The following is a 17196-nucleotide window of genomic DNA, read 5'->3' on the forward strand; positions in this document are numbered from 1 at the left end:
AGAAATCGTGCAAGTCGCAAAGTTCTGCTACAAAAACTGAAAGCCCCCCAGGAGTAGCTGAATGAAAACGGTTGCCGAAATCCTCAAGTCCAAGTCGCATTCAACGATCTTCAGCGTCAGCCCCACGACCTCGGTTCTAGATGCCGTCACCCTGATGGCCGAGAAGGGCATCGGTGCACTGGTGGTGCTGGAGGGCGAGCAACTGGTCGGGATCGTCAGTGAGCGTGACTATGCACGCAAGGTCGCGCTGCTGGAGCGCTCGTCGTTTACTGCGCAAGTCAGCGAAATCATGACGGCGAAGGTCATCACGGTGAGTCCGAAACAGGGTAACCGGCACTGCATGGAGATAATGACCGAAGGTCACCTGCGCCATCTGCCGGTGATGGAAGACGGCAAGTTGATCGGCCTGCTGTCCATCGGCGATCTGGTCAAGGACATCATCTCCGAGCAGGAAAGCCTGATTCATCATCTGGAGCAGTACATCCGCGGCGAGTAGCGCGCTGCCGCTCATCTGCCGGCCGGGCAGATGAGCCCACCCGCCGTCTCTGCCGGGTCGTTGACCTGGGGCCGAATCTTGCTGGCCGCCCCGCTGCGGGGCGCTGTCTTCATCAATCTCCACACAATCTCCATATTGGCTCCACCGAGCCTCCACTCGGCCTGCCCAGACTCTCCCCATCGGCCACCCGGCCACCCACAGGGAGAGATGACGATGAACCGAAACCTGGGCCTCAAGCTGGGCGTGATTGCCCTGCTGATTGTGCTGCTGATGATTCCGCTGCTGCTGATCGGCGGGCTGGTCGGTGAGCGGCAGTCGTTGCGTGATGCTGTGTTGGCGGACATTGCGCGCAGCTCCAGTGCGCAGCAGCAGTTGACCGGGCCGATTCTGGTGGTGCCCTACCGCAAGACGCTGCGGGAGTGGAAAACCCACGAGAAGAGCGGCGCGCGTTACCTCGAGGAGCGCGAAGAGCGTGGGCGCCTGTACTTCCTGCCGGAGCGTTTCGAACTCAACGGCACGGTCGCTACCGAGGAGCGCAGCCGGGGCATCTACCGGGCGCGCCTGTACCACAGCGACAACCAGATCGGCGGCCACTTCAGGTTGCCGGCGCAGTACGGCATTCGTGAGGACTATAGCGATTACCGCTTCGAGCCCGCCTTCCTCAGTGTCGGCATCAGTGACATCCGCGGCATCGAGAACGACCTCAAGTTGCGCCTCAATGGCGCGGAGTTACCCTTTGCCGCCGGCAGTGCCGACCGCCTGCTGGCCAACGGCGTGCATGCGCCACTGCCGGCGCTGGACAGCGTCAACGGCCAGCGCCTGGACTTCGCCTTCAGTCTCAAACTGCAAGGCACCGCGCAGCTGGCGGTGACCCCGGTCGGCCGCGACACCCGGGTGCAGTTGCGGTCCGACTGGCCACACCCGAGCTTCGTTGGCGAGTTCCTACCGGTGCAGCGGGAAGTGACGGCCGGCGGATTCACGGCGCACTGGCAGACCAGTTTCTTCGCCACCAATTTCGAGGAAGTGCTGGATGACTGCGTCAGCCAGCGCGACTGCCAGGTCTTCAACAACCGCAACTTCGGCGTGAGCTTCGTCGACCCGGTGGACCAATACCTGAAGACCGACCGTGCGATCAAATATGCGCTGCTGTTCCTCGCCCTGACCTTCGCCGGCTTCTTCCTCTTCGAGGTGCTCAAGCGCCTGGCGGTGCACCCGGTGCAGTACGGCCTGGTCGGCCTGGCCCTGGCACTGTTCTACCTGCTGTTGCTGTCGCTGTCCGAGCACCTGCCCTTCGCTACGGCCTACGGGGTGGCCGCCACGGCCTGCGTGCTGCTGCTCGGCCTGTACCTCTCTGCGGTGCTGCAGAACGTGCTGCGCGGAGCCGGTTTCGGCGCTGCCCTGGCCGCGCTCTACGGGCTGCTCTACGGCTTGCTCAGCGCCGAGGACTACGCGCTGCTGATGGGCTCGCTGCTGGTCTTCGGCCTGCTGGCCGGTGTGATGCTGCTGACCCGCAAGCTGGACTGGTACGGCCTCGGCAAGGCGCAAGCTTCGGCCAACGACCACCCGGCCTGATCGAACATGGCGCGACACCAGTCGCGCCATGTTCGATCAGGCCGGCGGCTGGGTGGCCAGCAACGACGGCCGTTGACTGACCTCGGCATACCAGCCGGCCAGTTTCGGATAGCGGCTGCGCCAGTCCAGTTCGGGTTGGCGGAAGTCCAGGTAGCCCAGGGCGCAGGCGACACCGATGGCGGCGACATCGAAATGGCTGGCCAGCTCGGCGATGGCTTGCTCTTCGAGCTGGCTGAGGGCGCGGCTGATCTTGTCCTGTTGTGCGGCCAGCCAAAGGTCCCAGTGCTTTTCCGCCGGGCGCAGAAAGGTCTCGTAGCGGATCAGCACGGCGGCATCGAGAATCGCATCGGCCAGCGAGGCCAGGGTCAGGCGCCGCCAGCGCGCGGGACCTTCGCGGGGGATCAGCGGCTCGCCGACATGTTGCTGGTCGAGGTACTCGAAGATCACCCGGCTGTCGTGCAACAGGTTGCCATCGGCCAGGCGCAGGGCGGGAATCTTGCCGGCCGGGTTGCCGGCATTCACTTCCGGGCTCGGGCTGACCGGGCTCAGCGTCACGCAGTGCAAGGCCACGCGCTCAAGTTGGCCGGTCTCATGCAGGAGCACCATCACCTTGCGCACGAAGGGGGAGGCGGGGCTGTGGAACAGGGTCATCGAGGTCATGGGTGTCACTCCGTAGGAAAACGCGGATGCCGGGTGGGCAAGTTTCTTATCTCTTGGCATAACCCGCACTGCTGTCAACTGGCCATGCAGCAAGAACTCATCGCCAGGATGGGCGAAGTGGGCATTCAATGGCGACACCCAAGCGTTGCAGTAGGGGAGCACTGCGGGTGAATTCCGCTCGGTGGACACTCAATGCGGACTGCCGGAAACTGCCGAGGGTGCGGCGGCAGCTGGTTGTATGCCGAGCCGTGCCCTCAGCCAAAACCAAGGAGAAGCCGCATGAGTGCGCCCCTACTGATCGTCGGTTCCTATCTGTCTCCCTACGTGCGCAAGGTGCTGGTCTGTCTGGAGAGCAAGGGCGTGGCCTATGAAGTCGACCCGATAGTGCCGTTCTTCGGCAACGACGACTTCGGCCGCCTCAGCCCGCTGCGCCAGGTGCCGGTGCTGGTGGACGGCGAGCTGGTGCTGAACGACTCCACGGTGATCTGCCAGTACCTGGAGGAGCGTTACCCCACGCCTGCGCTTTATCCGGCGGATATCGCCCAACGCGCGCGGGCCCGCTGGCTGGAGGAGTACGCCGACACGCGGATGGGCCAGGTGATCATCTGGCAGCTGTTCAACCAGTTGGTGATCCGTCGTGCGGTGTGGGGCAAGGAGCCGGATCAGGCGCTGCTGGAGCGCACCTATAACGAGGACCTGCCGGCCATCTTCGACTACCTCGAGGGTCAGTTGCCGGCACAGGGCTGGCTGTTCGGCACGCCGTCGATCGGCGAGATCAGCCTCGCCTGCTTCATGCGCAACGCCCAATTCGCCCGCTATCAACTGGATGCCGCCCGCTGGCCGCGGCTGACGGCCTGCATGGACACGACCCTGAAGCTGCCGGCGTTCAGCAAGTTGGCGGCCTTCGAGGCGATCTGCGCGCGCACGCCGATTGCCCAGCAACGTGAGGCCCTGCGCACGGCCGGCGCGCCCATCAGTGCGCAGAGCCATGGCCGCACCGAGCCGGTGCGCGGGGTAATGAGCCGCGGCTAAAGCGCCGGGGCCTGCCGTCGGCGGCGCCAGCGGGCACCGGCGTCGGCCAGTCCGGCGGGGCTGTCGAGGCCCTGCTGGCGCGCGCGGCCGAACAGGATCAAGGCCAGTTCGGCGGTGACCAGCGCATCGGCGCTGGCGTGGTGGCGTTGTTGCACCTGCAGGCCGAAGTGCTGGGTCCAGTCGTCCAGCCCGCCGTGGCGGATGGCGGCGTGCGGGCAGAGCAGCGGCGCCAGCTCGGCGACGTCGAAGAAGGGGTGCTGCAGCCGATAGCCGAGCGTCTCTTTCAGTGCCTGGCCGAGCATGCGTTGGTCGAAGCTGGCATGGAACGCCAGCAGCGGACTGTCACCGAGAAACTCCATAAAGCTCAGTAGCGCCTCGGCGGGTTCGCGCCCCGCGGCAATGGCGCTGGGGGCCAGGCCGTGGATCAGCACGCTGGCGCCGAGCTTGTGCGTGGCCCGGCGCAGGGTGCATTCGAACTGCTGGGAGAGGTCGATGGCGCCGTCCTCGATCACCACCGCACCGATCGACAGCACCAGGTCGCGGCTCATGTTCAGCCCGCTGGTTTCCAGGTCGAGGACCACGAAGCGCTGCTCGCGCAGGGGCCGATCATTCAGCGCCGAGGGTGTCGCCAACAGATCGCGCCGTGCGGCAACGGCACTGCTCGGCTGCGGTCCGGCGCGCCGGCTGAGCCAGGAGAAGGCGTTCATAGCTGGTAGCGCAGCGCCAGGCTGCTCTGCAGGCGCTGGGCCTGGCGGAAGGATTCGCGCAGGATGCGCCGATCCAGATGGTTGAGGCTGTCCGGGTCCAGGCGATTGGAATAGGGCAGCTGCTGCCGCGCCTGGTGCTGGTGCTGTTGCATGCGGGTTTGCTGGATGAAGTGGTAGGCCTCTGCATAGGCGGCGCCATCCAGTGGATCGATCAGCGCTTGGGCGGTCAGCTCGCGCAGGCGCTGCAAGGTGTTGCCGGCGGCGATGCCGTGGGCCAGGGCGAGCAGCCGGGCGCCATCGACGAAGGGCATCAGGCCCTGCACCTTGAGGTCCAGGGTGTGCTTTTCGGCGCCTTTGCGGCTCACCACGAAGTCGCGAACGCGCCCGACCGGCGGCCGTTGGCGCAGGGCGTTAGCGGCCAGCAGGCGTTGGAAGATCCGGTTGTCGGCGACGTCCATCAGCAACTGCTGGCGCAGCTGCTCACAGCCGTCTTCCGGCCCCCAGACGGCCCGCAGGTCGAAGTAGATGCTGGAACTCAGCAGGTTCTCCGGCGTGGCCTCACGAATAAAGCCGCTGAACCGCCGTGACCATTCGGCCCGCGATAGGCACAGCTCGGGGTTGCCGGCCATGATGTTGCCTCGGCACAGGCTGAAACCGCAGCGCGCCAGACTCTGGTTGATCCGCGCCGCCAGCGGCAGCAAACGCCCGCGAATCTGCGCGGCCTCCGGCGCATCCGCGGCGTCGAACAGCATGCCGTTGTCCTGATCGGTATGCAGCGTCTGCTCGCGCCGGCCCTCGCTGCCGAAGCACAGCCAGGTGAAGGGCACGCCGGGGTCGCCGAGTTCTTCCAGGCTCAGCTCGATCACCCGGCAGACGCAGTGGTCGTTGAGCAAAGTGATGATCTGGGTGATCTGCGTCGAGGAGGCACCGTGGGCGAGCATGCGGTCGACCAACTGGCGGATGTCGCTGCGCAGTGCCACCAGGGTGTCGAGCTTGCCGGCGTGGCGGATGGTGCGCGCCAGATGCACCAGGTCGACCCGTTGCAGGGAGAACAGATCGCGTTCGGAAACCACCCCGCAGAGTTGGCCGTCCTGCACCAGGCAGACATGGGCGATATGCCGCTCGGTCATGGCGATGGCGGCGTCGAAGGCGCTGGCTTCCGGCGGCAGATGGAAGGGCGCCGGGGTCATCAGTCGCTCGATCGCTTGGCCGAGGTCGCCGTTGCCCGCGGCCACCACGCGGCGCAAATCGCGCAGGGTGAAGATCCCCAGCGGCCGCCGCCGTGGATCGACTATGACGATGCTGCCGACCTGCTGTTCGTGCATCAGCCTGACCGCCTCGCACAGTGGCGTGCCCGGCAGGCAGACCACCGGTTGGCGCATGGCCAGCTCGCCCAGGCGGGTATCCAGCGAATACTGCGCGCCGAGGGTTTCCACCGCGCGCAGTTGCACCTGCTGGTTGACCTGCTCGAGCAGGCTGCTGACCCCGCGCAGGGCGAAGTCGCGGAACGGGTTGGAGAGGGCGAACAGCTTGATAAAGGCCGGCCTGCTCAGCTGTAGGCAGAAGCTGTCTTCGGCGGCCAGGTGCTCGGTGCGGGTGGCGCGTTCGCCGAGTAGTGCCGCCAGCGGAAAGCACTCGCCAGTGCTGATCTCGAAGGTCGTCTCGCTGCCGCGCTTGGCCGAGTGCGGCCGTTCGCCGACAACCCGGCCCTGCTTGACGATATAGAAGTGCTGTACCGGCCCGGCACTGGGTTGCAGGATGCTCTCGCCGGCGCCATAGAAGCGCAGCTGGCAGTGCTCCAGCAGATAGGCCAGGTGGGCGCCTTCCATCAGGTTGAACGGCGGGAATTTTTGCAGGAACTCCATCAAGCCATGGATGTTCTGCTGCACCGCCACCTTGCCCGCCTGGGCGAAGTCATCCGCTTTGCTCATCACGTACTTCCAGAGCCATCGACTGGCCCATGGTCGGCCGTATGGCGCCGGGGGCACATTGGACGTAAGTCTAAAAGACGGGTTTTGCCGTACTCCTGACCTCAGAACCTGTTCACGCTCTCGCGAGCTAAGGTCAGGCAAGGCGAAATCCTGAACAGGCTCTCAAGGGGGGAATGCAGTGCGCAGGCCACCTTTCTGCTATCCACTGGCGCAATTGCGGCTCGCTTGATTCTGGCGAGAGGGAATGGCTTGTAGCTCAGCGCCTGCTCCGTATTGAATGACCGCTTTCCCCAGGCGGACGGCCGAGCGCATAGATAAATCTGCCCCCTTCCTGGCGGAGCTACGCGTTTGCGCAGATGCGCTGTTTTTGTGTAAACACTAATGCTTTCAACCCGCCGTCGGGGTGGATGTCGGCAAACTCTGGCGGGTTTTCTAGGCGCTGCTCAAAGCGCAGGCTCGGCGCCTCATTGGCTACGCCTTGGATTAAAAAGTCAGGGCCTATGGCCGGGTCATTTGTGCAAGCCAGTACCTCACCTTGCGCGGTGAGCAAATCAGGCAGACGGCGCAGGACTCTTTGATAATCCTGACTCAGTACAAAGCTACCCTTCTGGAACGAGGGTGGGTCGATGATGATCAGGTCATAGGGGCCGTATTTTTTTACTTTCCCCCAAGATTTAAACAACTCATGTCCTAAAAAACTCACTCGACTCAGATCATGCTGATTTAGTCGGTGATTGTCCCGCCCACGGCTCAAGGCCGCTTTGGACATGTCCAGATTCACCACATGCTCAGCGCCCCCGGCAATGGCCGCCACAGAGAAACCGCAGGTGTAAGCAAATAGATTCAGCACACGCTTATCCTTAGCCTGGGCGTGAACCCAGCGGCGGCCATAGCGCATATCTAAAAACAAACCCGAATTTTGTTTTTTGCCCAGATCCAATTTAAAGCGCAGGCCGTCCTCAGTGATAAGCCACTCATCGACTGGCTCCCCCAGCAGCCATTCCATTGTGCTGTCCTGGAGGTAACGGTGCTGCAGCAAGAGTGTATGCGCTTGGGTTTGCAGCCACTCGGGTGATTGGGTCAATGCCATCAGCATTTGCGTCAGCGCGACTAGGTCGGGTTCATTCGGCGCCCTGAATAGCGAGACCAACAGCACGCCTTGTAACCAGTCAACGGTGATGTCCTCAAGCCCCAGCCAGCGTCGCCCCCTACCGTGAAATAGGCGACGAGTGTCGCTGGGTGCAGCGCTTAACTCGGAGATTAAATGGTGTTGCAAGGTAGCGATGGCGTTTGAATTCATAGCTAATTATCAGTTATCCGTTTCGCCACATTTTAAACGCCATAGCTTGCCTGCGGTCATCGACTCAAGCCAAGCCGTTCATGCCACTGGGCGATGGATTCTTCGGGGTAGCCGTCGAATTGTTTATCGCCGAGCCGCGCATCGACTTCGACCCAGGACGCTTTCGAATCGAGCAGCAGATGGGTGTGCTCCGGCGGCACCGGCAGAGGCGTGTCGATGGCTGATGCGAAGGGATGAATGAGTTCAGGCCACTCCGGGCTGAATAGCCAGAGGGCGCTGCCGCAGAGCCGGCAGAAATGCCGCTCGGCACTACTGGTATGGGCGCGGCGGTCACCTTCATGTTTGATCTTGGCGTGATAGATGGATATCTGCTTGCGACCCGTGACTTTCAGACTGTGCGCATCGCCGCCAAGGTTGATTGAGTAACCGCCACCGCCCTGAGTTTTGCGGCAGATCGAGCAGTAGCAACGTTGATAGGGATAGGGATTGGCGCTGGTCAGACTGAAAACCACCGCACCGCAATGGCAGGAACCTTGGAGCAGCATGGGTGACCCTCCTGGCGAGCGGACAGAGCTGGCAAGATCGACGATTATTTTCTCGGCAAGCACATCTTCGCTTTGCGTGAGTACGTTGGCCGGGTTCATTGCTTCGGTTTTTAATCGCCATGTCCGCTGACTGCATTTGGCCGATCTCAGCCGGCCACGGATATCCCAACCAGGCTTGTGCCATAGGCCCAATATTTCTGTGAAAGCCATTATCCCGGTGGGTCAGGCCTCATTAGCGGTGCGCAATGCCGCGCCCGCTACCTCATACAGCGACACAGAGTCTGGCGGGAGACGGTGAGCCAGGGGAAGCGTGCGCAGGAGGGATTGCATGCTGGTGCCATCCTCCTGCAATCACCTGCGGATGAGGCTCAGCGTGCCTCCGCCCGAATCGCAAACCCACCCTTGTTCTCACTGACGATGCGGAAATGCTGGCTCTCGCCTTTCTCCAGTTGAACGACCAGTTCGCGGCGCAGGCGGCCCTTGCTGCAGAGTGTGTCGTCCTGTTCATCGATGCCGATGCCGACTATGTGGGCGCCCGCTGGCACGTGGAAGTTGGCCTCCTCACCGATGCCGATACGCGCGGCCACCTGGCGGTCGATCAGGAAGGCCACGTAGCAACCACCGCCGAGCATGCCGAGGTCGCGGTTCACCAGGATCTGACCACCGCCTTCGATAGGCTGCTGATAGGCCAGCAGGCGGTCATCGGAGACCTGGGTCACTTGCTCAGGGGCGGCGCGAAAGGATGAACAACCGGCCAGCGCCAGTAGGGGTAGTGCTGCACAGATCAATCGCATTGGGGCCCTCCTTGGGCGGATGAGCGGTGGGGACGCTGCAGGAACTGTAGCTGAATCGCCCCTGGTTTCGTCGACACTTCCGACTGATAGCTTTTAGCCGAATCCGGTTGCTCCTGAACTTCGCTGTTTTCAAGCATTCAAGCAGGTCTTCAAGCCGACTGCGGCCAAACGGTCGAGTTGAGGCCATTACCGGGCGACCTATAGCCGGCCGAAGTGTTGCCAGCGCCCATAAAAACCGCCCCGAAGGGCGGTTCTTTAATCGCAGTACGAATTACAGGCCGTTCTTGGCCTTGCTCTTGGCCTTGAAGTCGCGGCGGCGGCGGTGCAGCACCGGCTCGGTGTAACCGTTCGGCTGCTTGGCGCCTTCGACCACCAGTTCCAGAGCAGCCTGGAAGGCGATGTTGTCGTCGAAGTTCGGTGCCAGCGGGCGGTACAGCGGGTCGTTGGCGTTCTGCCGGTCGACCACCGGTGCCATGCGCTTGAGGCTGGCAACGATCTGCTCCTCGGTGGCGATGCCATGCCGCAGCCAGTTGGCCAGCAGTTGGCTGGAGATGCGCAGGGTGGCGCGGTCTTCCATCAGGCCGACGTCGTTGATGTCCGGCACCTTGGAGCAGCCGACGCCCTGGTCGATCCAGCGCACCACGTAACCGAGGATGCCCTGGGCGTTGTTGTCCAGTTCGTTCTGGATTTCCTCGGCCGACCAGTTGGTATTCGCCGCCAGCGGGATGCTGAGGATGTCGTCCAAGGATGCGCGCTCACGCTTGGCCAGCTCGGCCTGACGGGCGAACACGTCGACCTTGTGGTAGTGCAGGGCGTGCAGTGCAGCAGCAGTCGGCGACGGCACCCAGGCGGTGTTGGCGCCGGCCAGCGGGTGGGCGATTTTCTGCTCGAGCATGGCGGCCATCAGGTCGGGCATGGCCCACATGCCTTTGCCGATCTGCGCGCGACCTTGCAGGCCGGTAGCCAGGCCGATATCGACGTTCCAGTTTTCGTAGGCGGCGATCCACTTCTCGGACTTCATGGCGGCTTTACGCACCATGGCGCCGGCTTCCATGGAGGTGTGCAGCTCGTCGCCGGTACGGTCGAGGAAACCGGTGTTGATGAACACCACGCGCTCGCTGGCGGCCTTGATGCAGGCCTTGAGGTTGACTGTGGTGCGCCGCTCCTCGTCCATGATGCCGACTTTCAGGGTGTTGCGCGGCAGGTTCAGGACGTCTTCGATGCGGCCGAACAGCTCGTTGGTGAACGCGGCTTCTTCCGGACCATGCATCTTCGGCTTGACGATGTACATCGAGCCGGTACGGCTGTTCTTGCGGCTGCTGCTGCCGTTCAGGTTGTGCACGGCGATCAGCGCGGTGACCAGGCCGTCCATGATGCCTTCCGGCACTTCGTTGCCTTTGCCGTCGACGATGGCGTCTATGCACATCAGGTGGCCGACGTTGCGCACGAACAGCAGGGAACGGCCGTGCAGGCTCAGCTCGCCGCCGTTGGCCGCGCTGTAGACGCGGTCCGGGTTCATGGTGCGGGTGAAGGTCTCGCCGCCCTTGGACACGCTCTCGGCCAGGTCGCCTTTCATCAGGCCCAACCAGTTGCGGTAGACTACCACCTTGTCGTCGGCATCGACCGCGGCGACCGAGTCTTCGCAGTCCATGATGGTGGTCAGCGCCGCTTCCATCAGCAGGTCTTTGACGCCGGCGGCATCGGTCTGGCCGATCGGGCTGCTGGCGTCGATCTGGATTTCGAAGTGCAGGCCGTTGTTTTTCAGCAGCACGGCTGTCGGTGCCGCGGCGTCGCCTTGGAAGCCGATGAACTGGGCGGCGTTTTTCAGGCCGCTGCTGCTGCCGTCTTTCAGGCTGACCGTCAGCGCGCCGTTCTTCACGACATAGGCAGTGGCGTCGACGTGGGAGCCGCTTTCCAGCGCAGCGGAGTCATCCAGGAAGGCGCGGGCGAAGGCGATCACCTTGTCGCCGCGAACCTTGTTGTAACCCTTGCCTTTCTCGGCGCCGCCTTCTTCGCTGATCACATCGGTGCCGTACAGGGCATCGTACAGCGAGCCCCAGCGGGCGTTGGAGGCGTTCAGGGCGAAGCGCGCGTTCATCACCGGGACGACCAGCTGCGGGCCGGCCATGCGGGCGATTTCTTCATCGACGTTCTGGGTGGTGGCGTGGAAATCTGCGACTTCTGGCAGCAGGTAACCAATCTCTTGCAGGAAGGCTTTGTAAGCCACGGCGTCATGCGCCTGGCCAGCACGCGACTGGTGCCAGGCATCGATCTTGGCCTGGAAGTCGTCGCGCTTGGCGAGCAGGGCTTGGTTCTTCGGCGCCAGGTCATTAATGACGCTTTCGGCACCGGCCCAGAACTGCTCGGCAGAAATCCCGGTACCGGGGATGGCTTCGTTATTTACGAAGTCGAACAGGACTTTGGCGACCTGCAGGCCACCGACTTGAACGCGCTCAGTCATCACTTGCCTCACTCTGCTCAGCTCTTCAGCTCTACTCAATAGCCCACAACGGACCCGACGTTGACCGTCTTGTAGTCCGAGGCGCGGCATACTACATCAAGATGTTGTGAAAATCAGTGGGCACGCGTCGCCCTGCGACCTGAGCGTGCCTTGCAGTCACAGCGGGGGCGCGGATGTTCTCAAAAATGCTACAGATTGTTCCAGATAAATCTTCAAACAGTACACGATTAGTTCGTTAGTGCACCTGCGACAGGCAGTCGCGGCGGCCATGAGCAGCGCTCAATAAGTTCTGCCTATACTCGGGCAACCCCCGTTGGAGCCTAGCGAATGCCTATCCATGCTGCCGCCCCCGAAGACCTCGACGACCTGGTGCGGCTGTTTGCCGGCTACCTCGAGTTCTACCAAGTACCCAAGCCGCTAACGGTCATCCGCAGCTTTCTTGCGGCACGTATGGAGCGAGGCGATTCAACGCTGCTGCTCGCCCGGGATGTTGCCGGTGCGGCGCTGGGTTTCGTCCAGCTTTACCCGTTTTTCTCCTCCTTGGCGCTCGAGCCCGCGTGGTTGCTGAGCGATCTGTATGTGTCGGCGCAGGCCCGCCGTCAGGGCGTTGGCGAGGCGCTGATGAATGCGGCGCGCGCGCATGCACAGGCGAGCGGCGCTTGTGGCCTGCAACTGGAAACGGCGAAGACTAATTTGGCCGGGCAGGCGCTGTATGAGCGCCTAGGCTATGTAAGAGATGAGGTTTTTTATACCTATTGGCTGAGCCTGGCGCGTAGCTGAATCGGGTTCGCCTGGCTTTAGAAAAGGAGTCGCGTGTGAATCATCTGGTACTCACTATCATCGCCCAGGACAAGCCTGGCCTGGTGGAACACATTGCCGAGTGCATCGCCGAGCACGGTGGCAACTGGCTGGAAAGTCGCATGTCGCGGATGGCCGGGCAGTTCGCCGGCATCCTCCGGGTCGGGGTGCCGGCTGAGGCCTACGATGAGCTGGTCGATGCCCTGCAAGGGTTGAACAGCCAGGGCATTCGCGTGTTGTTGGCGGAAAGCGGCATCGAGCCGTCCTGCACCTGGAAGCCGATCCTGCTCGATCTGGTGGGCAACGATAGGCCGGGCATCGTCCGCGATATCACGCGGTTGCTGACTGAGCACGGGATCAACGTGGAGAGTCTGACCACCGAGGTGATGCCGGCGCCGATGAGCAGCGAGCCGTTGTTCCATGCCAAGGCGGTGCTGGCGGTGCCGCTGACGCTGTCGCTGGAGCTGCTGCAGACCCGCCTGGAAGCCCTGGCCGATGAAATGATGGTGGAACTCAACCTGCGCAGCGAGGCGTAGGTTGGCCGGGCCGCGCCTCGAAGCCCGTTGAACCGCGTAGGGCGGACTTCGGAGCGCAGCGAAGAGTCCGCCGTGTGTCTGGCGTACTGCTTCGCGAGTATGCCCTACGCTGCGCGGCGCAGATTGAACCAGGCATCGATGCTGTACAGCAGCAACCCTGCCCAGATAAAACCGAAGGCCGCCAGCGTGCTGGGCGCCAGGTGCTCGGCGAACAGGAACAGCGCCTGCAGCAGCACCAAGGTCGGTGCCAGGTACTGCAGAAAACCCAGGGTGGTGTAGGGCAGGTGGCGGGCGGCGGCATTGAAGCAAACCAGCGGCACCAGGGTGATCGGCCCCGCCGCGGCGAGCCAGAGCGCCTGCGAGGTGGTCCAGAAGTTTGCCTGACTGCTCGCCGCGGTGGGGTTCAGCAGCAGCCAGCCGAGGGCCAGCGGTACCAGCATCCAGGTCTCCACGACCAAGCCCGGCAGCGCCGCGACCGGCGCCTGCTTGCGAATCAGCCCGTAGAACCCGAAGGTAAAGGCCAGCACCAGCGAGACCCAGGGCAGGCTGCCGACCTGCCAGACCTGCTGCGCCACCCCGATCACGGCGAGGGCGACGGCCAGCCATTGCAGCGGGCGCAGACGCTCGCGCAGCAGCACCAGACCCAGTAGTACGTTGATCAATGGGTTGATGTAGTAGCCGAGGCTGGCTTCCAGCATGCGACCGTTATTCACCGCCCAGACATAGGTCAACCAGTTCACGGCGATCAGCGTGCCACTGGCGGCCAGCACGGCGAAGCGCCGCGGGTGGTTGCGCAACTCGGCGAGCCAGCCTGGATGCTTCCAGACCAGCAACAGCAAAGCTCCGCAGAGCGCCGACCAGAGCACGCGATGGACGATGATCTCGAGCGCCGGCACCTGCTCGATGGCTTTGAAATAGAGCGGGAATAGGCCCCAGATGCTATAGGCGCTGAGGCCGAGGAGGTACCCGCGGCGCGGGTTGGCGGCGTGCATGCTGAATCCTTGCTTAGGCAGCTAACGAGTTCGTTGGCCATTCTAAGGGCCGCGTGGCCGGCCTGTCTGTCAGTTCAGGGTTTTCTACGTTGGCTAAAACACGCCAGGCGTAAGCTTTGCTTTACGGCGGTGGTTGGGGGCGCTGCGAACAGGGTTCAGAACAGCCGCAGCGGCTCTTCGTCGAGGGCCGACAACTGTTCGCGCAGCACCAGCACCTGCTCGCCCCAATAGCGCTCGCTGCCGAACCAGGGGAAGCTGTGGGGGAAGGCCGGGTCGTCCCAGCGCCGCGCCAGCCAGGCGCTGTAGTGCATCAGCCGCAGCGCCCGCAGGCCTTCGATCAGCGGCAGCTCGCGGGGATTGAAATCGTGGAATTCCTGGTAGCCATCCATCAGTTCGGAGAGTTGGCTCAGGCGTTCCTGGCGCTCACCGGCGAGCATCATCCACAGATCCTGGACCGCCGGGCCCATGCGGCAGTCATCGAGGTCGACGATATGGAAGACCTCGTCGCGGCACATCATGTTGCCGGGGTGGCAGTCGCCGTGCATGCGGATCGTCTGATAGGGCGTCGCGGCATATAACTCTTCGACGCGCTTGAGCAGGTCGCGGGCGACCGACTCATAGGCCGGCAACAGGCTGCGCGGGACGAAGTTGCCTTCCAGTAGAGTGGTCAGCGAGTCATGGCCAAAGTTCTGCACCGCCAGTTCTTCGCGGTGTTCGAATGGCTTGGTCGCGCCGACCGCATGCAGGCGGCCGAGTAGCTGACCGAGGCGGTAGAGTTGATCGAGATTGCCCGGCTCCGGCGCGCGGCCGCCGCGGCGGGGGAACAGGGTGAAGCGAAAACCGGCGTGCTCGAACAGTGTCTGGTCATTGTGCTTGAGCGGCGCCACCACCGGCACGTCGCACTCGGCCAGTTCGAAGGTGAAGCTGTGCTCTTCGAGGATCGCCGCATCGCTCCAGCGCGCCGGCCGGTAGAACTTGGCGATCAGCGGTTCGCCGTCCTCGATACCCACCTGATACACGCGGTTCTCGTAGCTGTTCAGCGCCAGCACGCGGGCGTCGCTGATAAAGCCAATGCTCTCGACGGCATCGAGCACGAGGTCGGGAGTGAGCGCGGCGAAAGGGTGGGTCATGGGGCAATCCAAACGGCGGGGCGTATCAGTGTACGCCCACAAGCCAAGTGGGCGCCGATTGTGGGTGCAGTCACGGCTAGAAAACCGGAGCACTAAATTGGGTAAAGCCGTTTTTGGGTGAAATCCGCTCTACCCATCGCCGGGTTTTGGCGTGCGCGCCAGGCAATACACGTCGACTCGCGCGGCCCCGGCTTTTTTCAACAGGCGGGCGAGGCTTTCGGCGGTGGCGCCGGTAGTCAGCACATCGTCGACCAGCGCCAGATGGCGACCTTCGATCGTGGCGTGATCGGCCAGGGCAAAGGCGTGGCGCAGATTGCGTTTGCGCGCGGCGGCGTCGAGCTGCTGCTGGGCCGGGGTATCGTGCGGGCGCAGCAGCCAGCCTTCCGCCAGGGGCAGTTGCAGGCTCTGGCTGAGCCAGCGGGCCAGCAGCGCCGCCTGATTGAAGCCGCGCTGGCGCAAGCGCCGATTGGCCAGCGGCACCGGCAGCAGGGCGTCCGGCCGAGGTAGGCCGTGATCGAACGAGTCGAGCAGATGCTGTGACAACAGCTCGGCCAGCAGGCGTCCCAATGGCCACTTGGCCTGATGTTTGAAGCGCGTGATCAGGGTGTCGACCGGGAACGCATAGCGCCAGGGCACTTCGACGCGGCTAAAGGTCGGCGGGCGCTTCAGGCACGCGCCGCAAACCAGGCCGGAGGTCGGCAACGGCAGCGCGCAGACCAGGCAGTGCCCGCCGAGCCAGGGCAGTTCCGTCTCGCAACTGCTGCATAGCGGCACTGAGGCGTCCGCGGGCTCGTCACACAGCAGGCAGGATTGTTTGTTTTCTAACCAGATGTAAACCGGTTTGTTGCTACCTGGTTGACAGCGCATATCGCTTCCTTAACTATGCCGAGCATCCGTGTCGCGCCTGTGGACTTTAGAGCCTGTTCAAGGTCGTCGCGAGCGCAGGTCAGTGCGACGCCCGCTCCCTGCGGGTCAGCTGCATTCCCCACATCCATGTGGGTCACAAGGCGCAACGCAGTATGGCGCGCGTAGCCCGCAGCAGGCATTGAACAGGCTCTTAGCAGGTGCAAGCTATTAAATAAGGAACACCGAATGAGCGCCACCACTACCCCTAACCTGCGTCACGACTGGTCCCTCGCCGAGGTTAAGGCGCTCTTCGAGCAGCCGTTCAACGACCTGTTATTCCAGGCACAGACCGTGCACCGCGCGCATTTCGATGCCAATCGCGTGCAAGTCTCCACCCTGCTGTCGATCAAAACCGGCGCCTGCCCGGAAGACTGCAAGTACTGCCCGCAGTCCGGCCACTACAACACCGGGCTGGAAAAAGAAAAGCTGATGGAAGTGCAGAAGGTCCTGCAAGCTGCCGCCGAGGCCAAGGCCATCGGCTCGACGCGCTTCTGCATGGGCGCCGCCTGGAAGCATCCCTCGGCGAAAGACATGCCCTACGTGCTGCAGATGGTCAAAGGCGTGAAGGCCCTGGGCCTGGAGACCTGCATGACCCTCGGCCGCCTGGATCAGGAGCAGACCGCGGCCCTGGCCAGCGCCGGCCTCGACTACTACAACCACAACCTGGACACCTCGCCGGAGTTCTACGGCAGCATCATCACCACCCGCACCTACGGCGAGCGCCTGCAAACCCTGGCCTACGTGCGCGATGCGGGGATGAAGATCTGTTCCGGCGGCATCCTCGGCATGGGCGAGTCGCTGGACGACCGCGCCGGCCTGCTGATTCAGCTGGCTAACCTGCCGGAGCATCCGGAGTCGGTGCCGATCAACATGCTGGTGAAGGTCCAGGGCACGCCGCTGGAGAACGCCGAGGAGGTCGATCCGTTCGACTTCATTCGCATGCTCGCCGTGGCCCGCATCCTGATGCCTCTGTCGCACGTGCGCCTGTCCGCCGGCCGTGAGGCGATGAACGAGCAGATGCAGGCCCTGGCCTTCTTCGCCGGCGCCAACTCGATTTTCTACGGCGAGAAACTGCTGACCACCGCCAACCCGCAGGCGGACAAGGACATGCTGCTGTTCAGCCGTCTGGGGATCAAACCGGAAGCGCGCGAAGAGCATTCCGACGAGGTGCACCAGGCCGCGATCGAACAGGCCCTGGTCGAGCAGAAGAGCAGCGAGCTGTTCTACGACGCCGCGTCGGTCTGACTTTGGTCTGAAGGTTTGGGTTGGTGGATAGATAGAGCGCTATCCACCCTACGCTGGCCTCGACCTTTTCGTAGGGTGGATAAACCGCAGC

General features: G+C 63.3%; 16 protein-coding genes. 6 read left to right on the forward strand and 10 right to left on the reverse strand.

The genetic code is table 11. From position 1 onward, the window contains the following. Window positions 1–61: 61 nt before the first annotated feature. Window positions 62–496 (forward strand): CBS domain-containing protein, encoded by a 435-nt coding sequence (locus FFS13_RS15440; RefSeq protein WP_137819974.1) that lies wholly within the window; start codon window positions 62–64, stop codon window positions 494–496. A 213-nt stretch (window positions 497–709) separates the two neighbouring features. Then, window positions 710–2068 (forward strand): cell envelope integrity protein CreD, encoded by a 1359-nt coding sequence (creD, locus tag FFS13_RS15445; protein WP_137819975.1) that lies wholly within the window; start codon window positions 710–712, stop codon window positions 2066–2068. Between the two features lie 36 nt (window positions 2069–2104). On the opposite strand, the gene FFS13_RS15450 is transcribed toward creD, so the two are convergent. Continuing rightward, entirely contained in the window at window positions 2105–2728 is a 624-nt protein-coding gene (locus tag FFS13_RS15450) for a glutathione S-transferase (protein ID WP_171006500.1), read from the reverse strand. 279 nt (window positions 2729–3007) lie between these two features. On the opposite strand from FFS13_RS15450, the gene FFS13_RS15455 reads away from it, so the two are divergent. Further along, on the forward strand, window positions 3008–3760 hold the full coding sequence (locus FFS13_RS15455; RefSeq protein ID WP_137819976.1) for a glutathione S-transferase family protein: 753 nt from the start codon (window positions 3008–3010) through the stop codon (window positions 3758–3760). On the opposite strand, the gene FFS13_RS15460 is transcribed toward FFS13_RS15455, so the two are convergent. The 6 genes from FFS13_RS15460 to FFS13_RS15485 form a co-directional block, all read right to left on the reverse strand. Continuing rightward, window positions 3757–4467, reverse strand: coding sequence for a PolC-type DNA polymerase III (locus tag FFS13_RS15460; RefSeq protein ID WP_137819977.1), 711 nt, complete (start codon window positions 4465–4467; stop codon window positions 3757–3759). The two genes, FFS13_RS15455 and FFS13_RS15460, sit on opposite strands and share 4 nt — an antisense overlap. Continuing rightward, complete coding sequence (locus FFS13_RS15465) at window positions 4464–6398, reverse strand: DUF294 nucleotidyltransferase-like domain-containing protein (protein WP_137819978.1); 1935 nt, start codon at window positions 6396–6398, stop codon at window positions 4464–4466. The genes FFS13_RS15460 and FFS13_RS15465 overlap by 4 nt, the downstream gene beginning before the upstream one ends. A 340-nt stretch (window positions 6399–6738) precedes the next feature. Beyond that, complete coding sequence (locus FFS13_RS15470) at window positions 6739–7698, reverse strand: class I SAM-dependent methyltransferase (protein WP_137819979.1); 960 nt, start codon at window positions 7696–7698, stop codon at window positions 6739–6741. A 56-nt stretch (window positions 7699–7754) separates the two neighbouring features. Next, window positions 7755–8243, reverse strand: coding sequence for a GFA family protein (locus FFS13_RS15475; RefSeq protein ID WP_137820054.1), 489 nt, complete (start codon window positions 8241–8243; stop codon window positions 7755–7757). A gap of 368 nt (window positions 8244–8611) precedes the next feature. Then, entirely contained in the window at window positions 8612–9037 is a 426-nt protein-coding gene (locus tag FFS13_RS15480; RefSeq protein WP_137819980.1) for a 3-isopropylmalate dehydratase, read from the reverse strand. Window positions 9038–9308: 271 nt separating this feature from the next. Next, the gene (locus FFS13_RS15485; protein WP_137819981.1) at window positions 9309–11498 is read right to left on the reverse strand and encodes a malate synthase G; all 2190 of its coding nucleotides are present in this window, start codon (window positions 11496–11498) and stop codon (window positions 9309–9311) included. Window positions 11499–11825: 327 nt separating this feature from the next. Here FFS13_RS15485 and FFS13_RS15490 point away from each other — a divergent pair, with 327 nt between their 5' ends. Together FFS13_RS15490 and FFS13_RS15495 are read left to right on the forward strand one after the other, a co-directional pair. Further along, window positions 11826–12278: a GNAT family N-acetyltransferase gene (locus tag FFS13_RS15490; protein WP_137819982.1), complete on the forward strand. Its 453-nt coding sequence runs from the start codon at window positions 11826–11828 to the stop codon at window positions 12276–12278. A 35-nt stretch (window positions 12279–12313) separates the two neighbouring features. Then, window positions 12314–12832: a glycine cleavage system protein R gene (locus FFS13_RS15495; RefSeq protein WP_137819983.1), complete on the forward strand. Its 519-nt coding sequence runs from the start codon at window positions 12314–12316 to the stop codon at window positions 12830–12832. A gap of 104 nt (window positions 12833–12936) precedes the next feature. Here FFS13_RS15495 and rarD read toward each other — a convergent pair whose 3' ends face one another. The 3 genes from rarD to FFS13_RS15510 form a co-directional block, all read right to left on the reverse strand. Then, entirely contained in the window at window positions 12937–13824 is an 888-nt protein-coding gene (gene rarD / locus FFS13_RS15500) for an EamA family transporter RarD (protein WP_137819984.1), read from the reverse strand. A 155-nt stretch (window positions 13825–13979) separates the two neighbouring features. After that, the gene (locus tag FFS13_RS15505) at window positions 13980–14954 is read right to left on the reverse strand and encodes a serine/threonine protein kinase (protein WP_137819985.1); all 975 of its coding nucleotides are present in this window, start codon (window positions 14952–14954) and stop codon (window positions 13980–13982) included. Window positions 14955–15083: 129 nt separating this feature from the next. After that, window positions 15084–15821 (reverse strand): ComF family protein, encoded by a 738-nt coding sequence (locus FFS13_RS15510; protein WP_137819986.1) that lies wholly within the window; start codon window positions 15819–15821, stop codon window positions 15084–15086. A 225-nt stretch (window positions 15822–16046) separates the two neighbouring features. Between FFS13_RS15510 and bioB the strand changes: the two genes are divergently transcribed. Beyond that, a complete protein-coding gene (gene bioB / locus FFS13_RS15515; RefSeq protein ID WP_137819987.1) occupies window positions 16047–17105 on the forward strand; it encodes a biotin synthase BioB in 1059 nt (352 codons plus the stop codon). Window positions 17106–17196 lie beyond the last annotated feature (91 nt).

Source organism: Pseudomonas sp. 2FG (assembly GCF_005502935.1).
Classification (GTDB): domain Bacteria; phylum Pseudomonadota; class Gammaproteobacteria; order Pseudomonadales; family Pseudomonadaceae; genus Aquipseudomonas.

What these genes read in the sequence shown, in the direction of transcription:
- FFS13_RS15440 (WP_137819974.1), top strand. Translation starts at nt 62, where the DNA reads ATGAAAACGGTTGCCGAAATCCTCAAGTCCAAGTCGCATTCAACGATC.
- FFS13_RS15510 (WP_137819986.1), bottom strand. Translation starts at nt 15,821, where the DNA reads ATGCGCTGTCAACCAGGTAGCAACAAACCGGTTTACATCTGGTTAGAA.
- bioB (WP_137819987.1), top strand. Translation starts at nt 16,047, where the DNA reads ATGAGCGCCACCACTACCCCTAACCTGCGTCACGACTGGTCCCTCGCC.
- FFS13_RS15505 (WP_137819985.1), bottom strand. Translation starts at nt 14,954, where the DNA reads ATGACCCACCCTTTCGCCGCGCTCACTCCCGACCTCGTGCTCGATGCC.
- FFS13_RS15465 (WP_137819978.1), bottom strand. Translation starts at nt 6,398, where the DNA reads ATGAGCAAAGCGGATGACTTCGCCCAGGCGGGCAAGGTGGCGGTGCAG.
- FFS13_RS15470 (WP_137819979.1), bottom strand. Translation starts at nt 7,698, where the DNA reads ATGAATTCAAACGCCATCGCTACCTTGCAACACCATTTAATCTCCGAG.
- FFS13_RS15475 (WP_137820054.1), bottom strand. Translation starts at nt 8,243, where the DNA reads ATGCTGCTCCAAGGTTCCTGCCATTGCGGTGCGGTGGTTTTCAGTCTG.
- FFS13_RS15490 (WP_137819982.1), top strand. Translation starts at nt 11,826, where the DNA reads ATGCCTATCCATGCTGCCGCCCCCGAAGACCTCGACGACCTGGTGCGG.
- FFS13_RS15480 (WP_137819980.1), bottom strand. Translation starts at nt 9,037, where the DNA reads ATGCGATTGATCTGTGCAGCACTACCCCTACTGGCGCTGGCCGGTTGT.
- FFS13_RS15460 (WP_137819977.1), bottom strand. Translation starts at nt 4,467, where the DNA reads ATGAACGCCTTCTCCTGGCTCAGCCGGCGCGCCGGACCGCAGCCGAGC.
- FFS13_RS15455 (WP_137819976.1), top strand. Translation starts at nt 3,008, where the DNA reads ATGAGTGCGCCCCTACTGATCGTCGGTTCCTATCTGTCTCCCTACGTG.
- rarD (WP_137819984.1), bottom strand. Translation starts at nt 13,824, where the DNA reads ATGCACGCCGCCAACCCGCGCCGCGGGTACCTCCTCGGCCTCAGCGCC.
- FFS13_RS15450 (WP_171006500.1), bottom strand. Translation starts at nt 2,728, where the DNA reads ATGACCTCGATGACCCTGTTCCACAGCCCCGCCTCCCCCTTCGTGCGC.
- creD (WP_137819975.1), top strand. Translation starts at nt 710, where the DNA reads ATGAACCGAAACCTGGGCCTCAAGCTGGGCGTGATTGCCCTGCTGATT.
- FFS13_RS15485 (WP_137819981.1), bottom strand. Translation starts at nt 11,498, where the DNA reads ATGACTGAGCGCGTTCAAGTCGGTGGCCTGCAGGTCGCCAAAGTCCTG.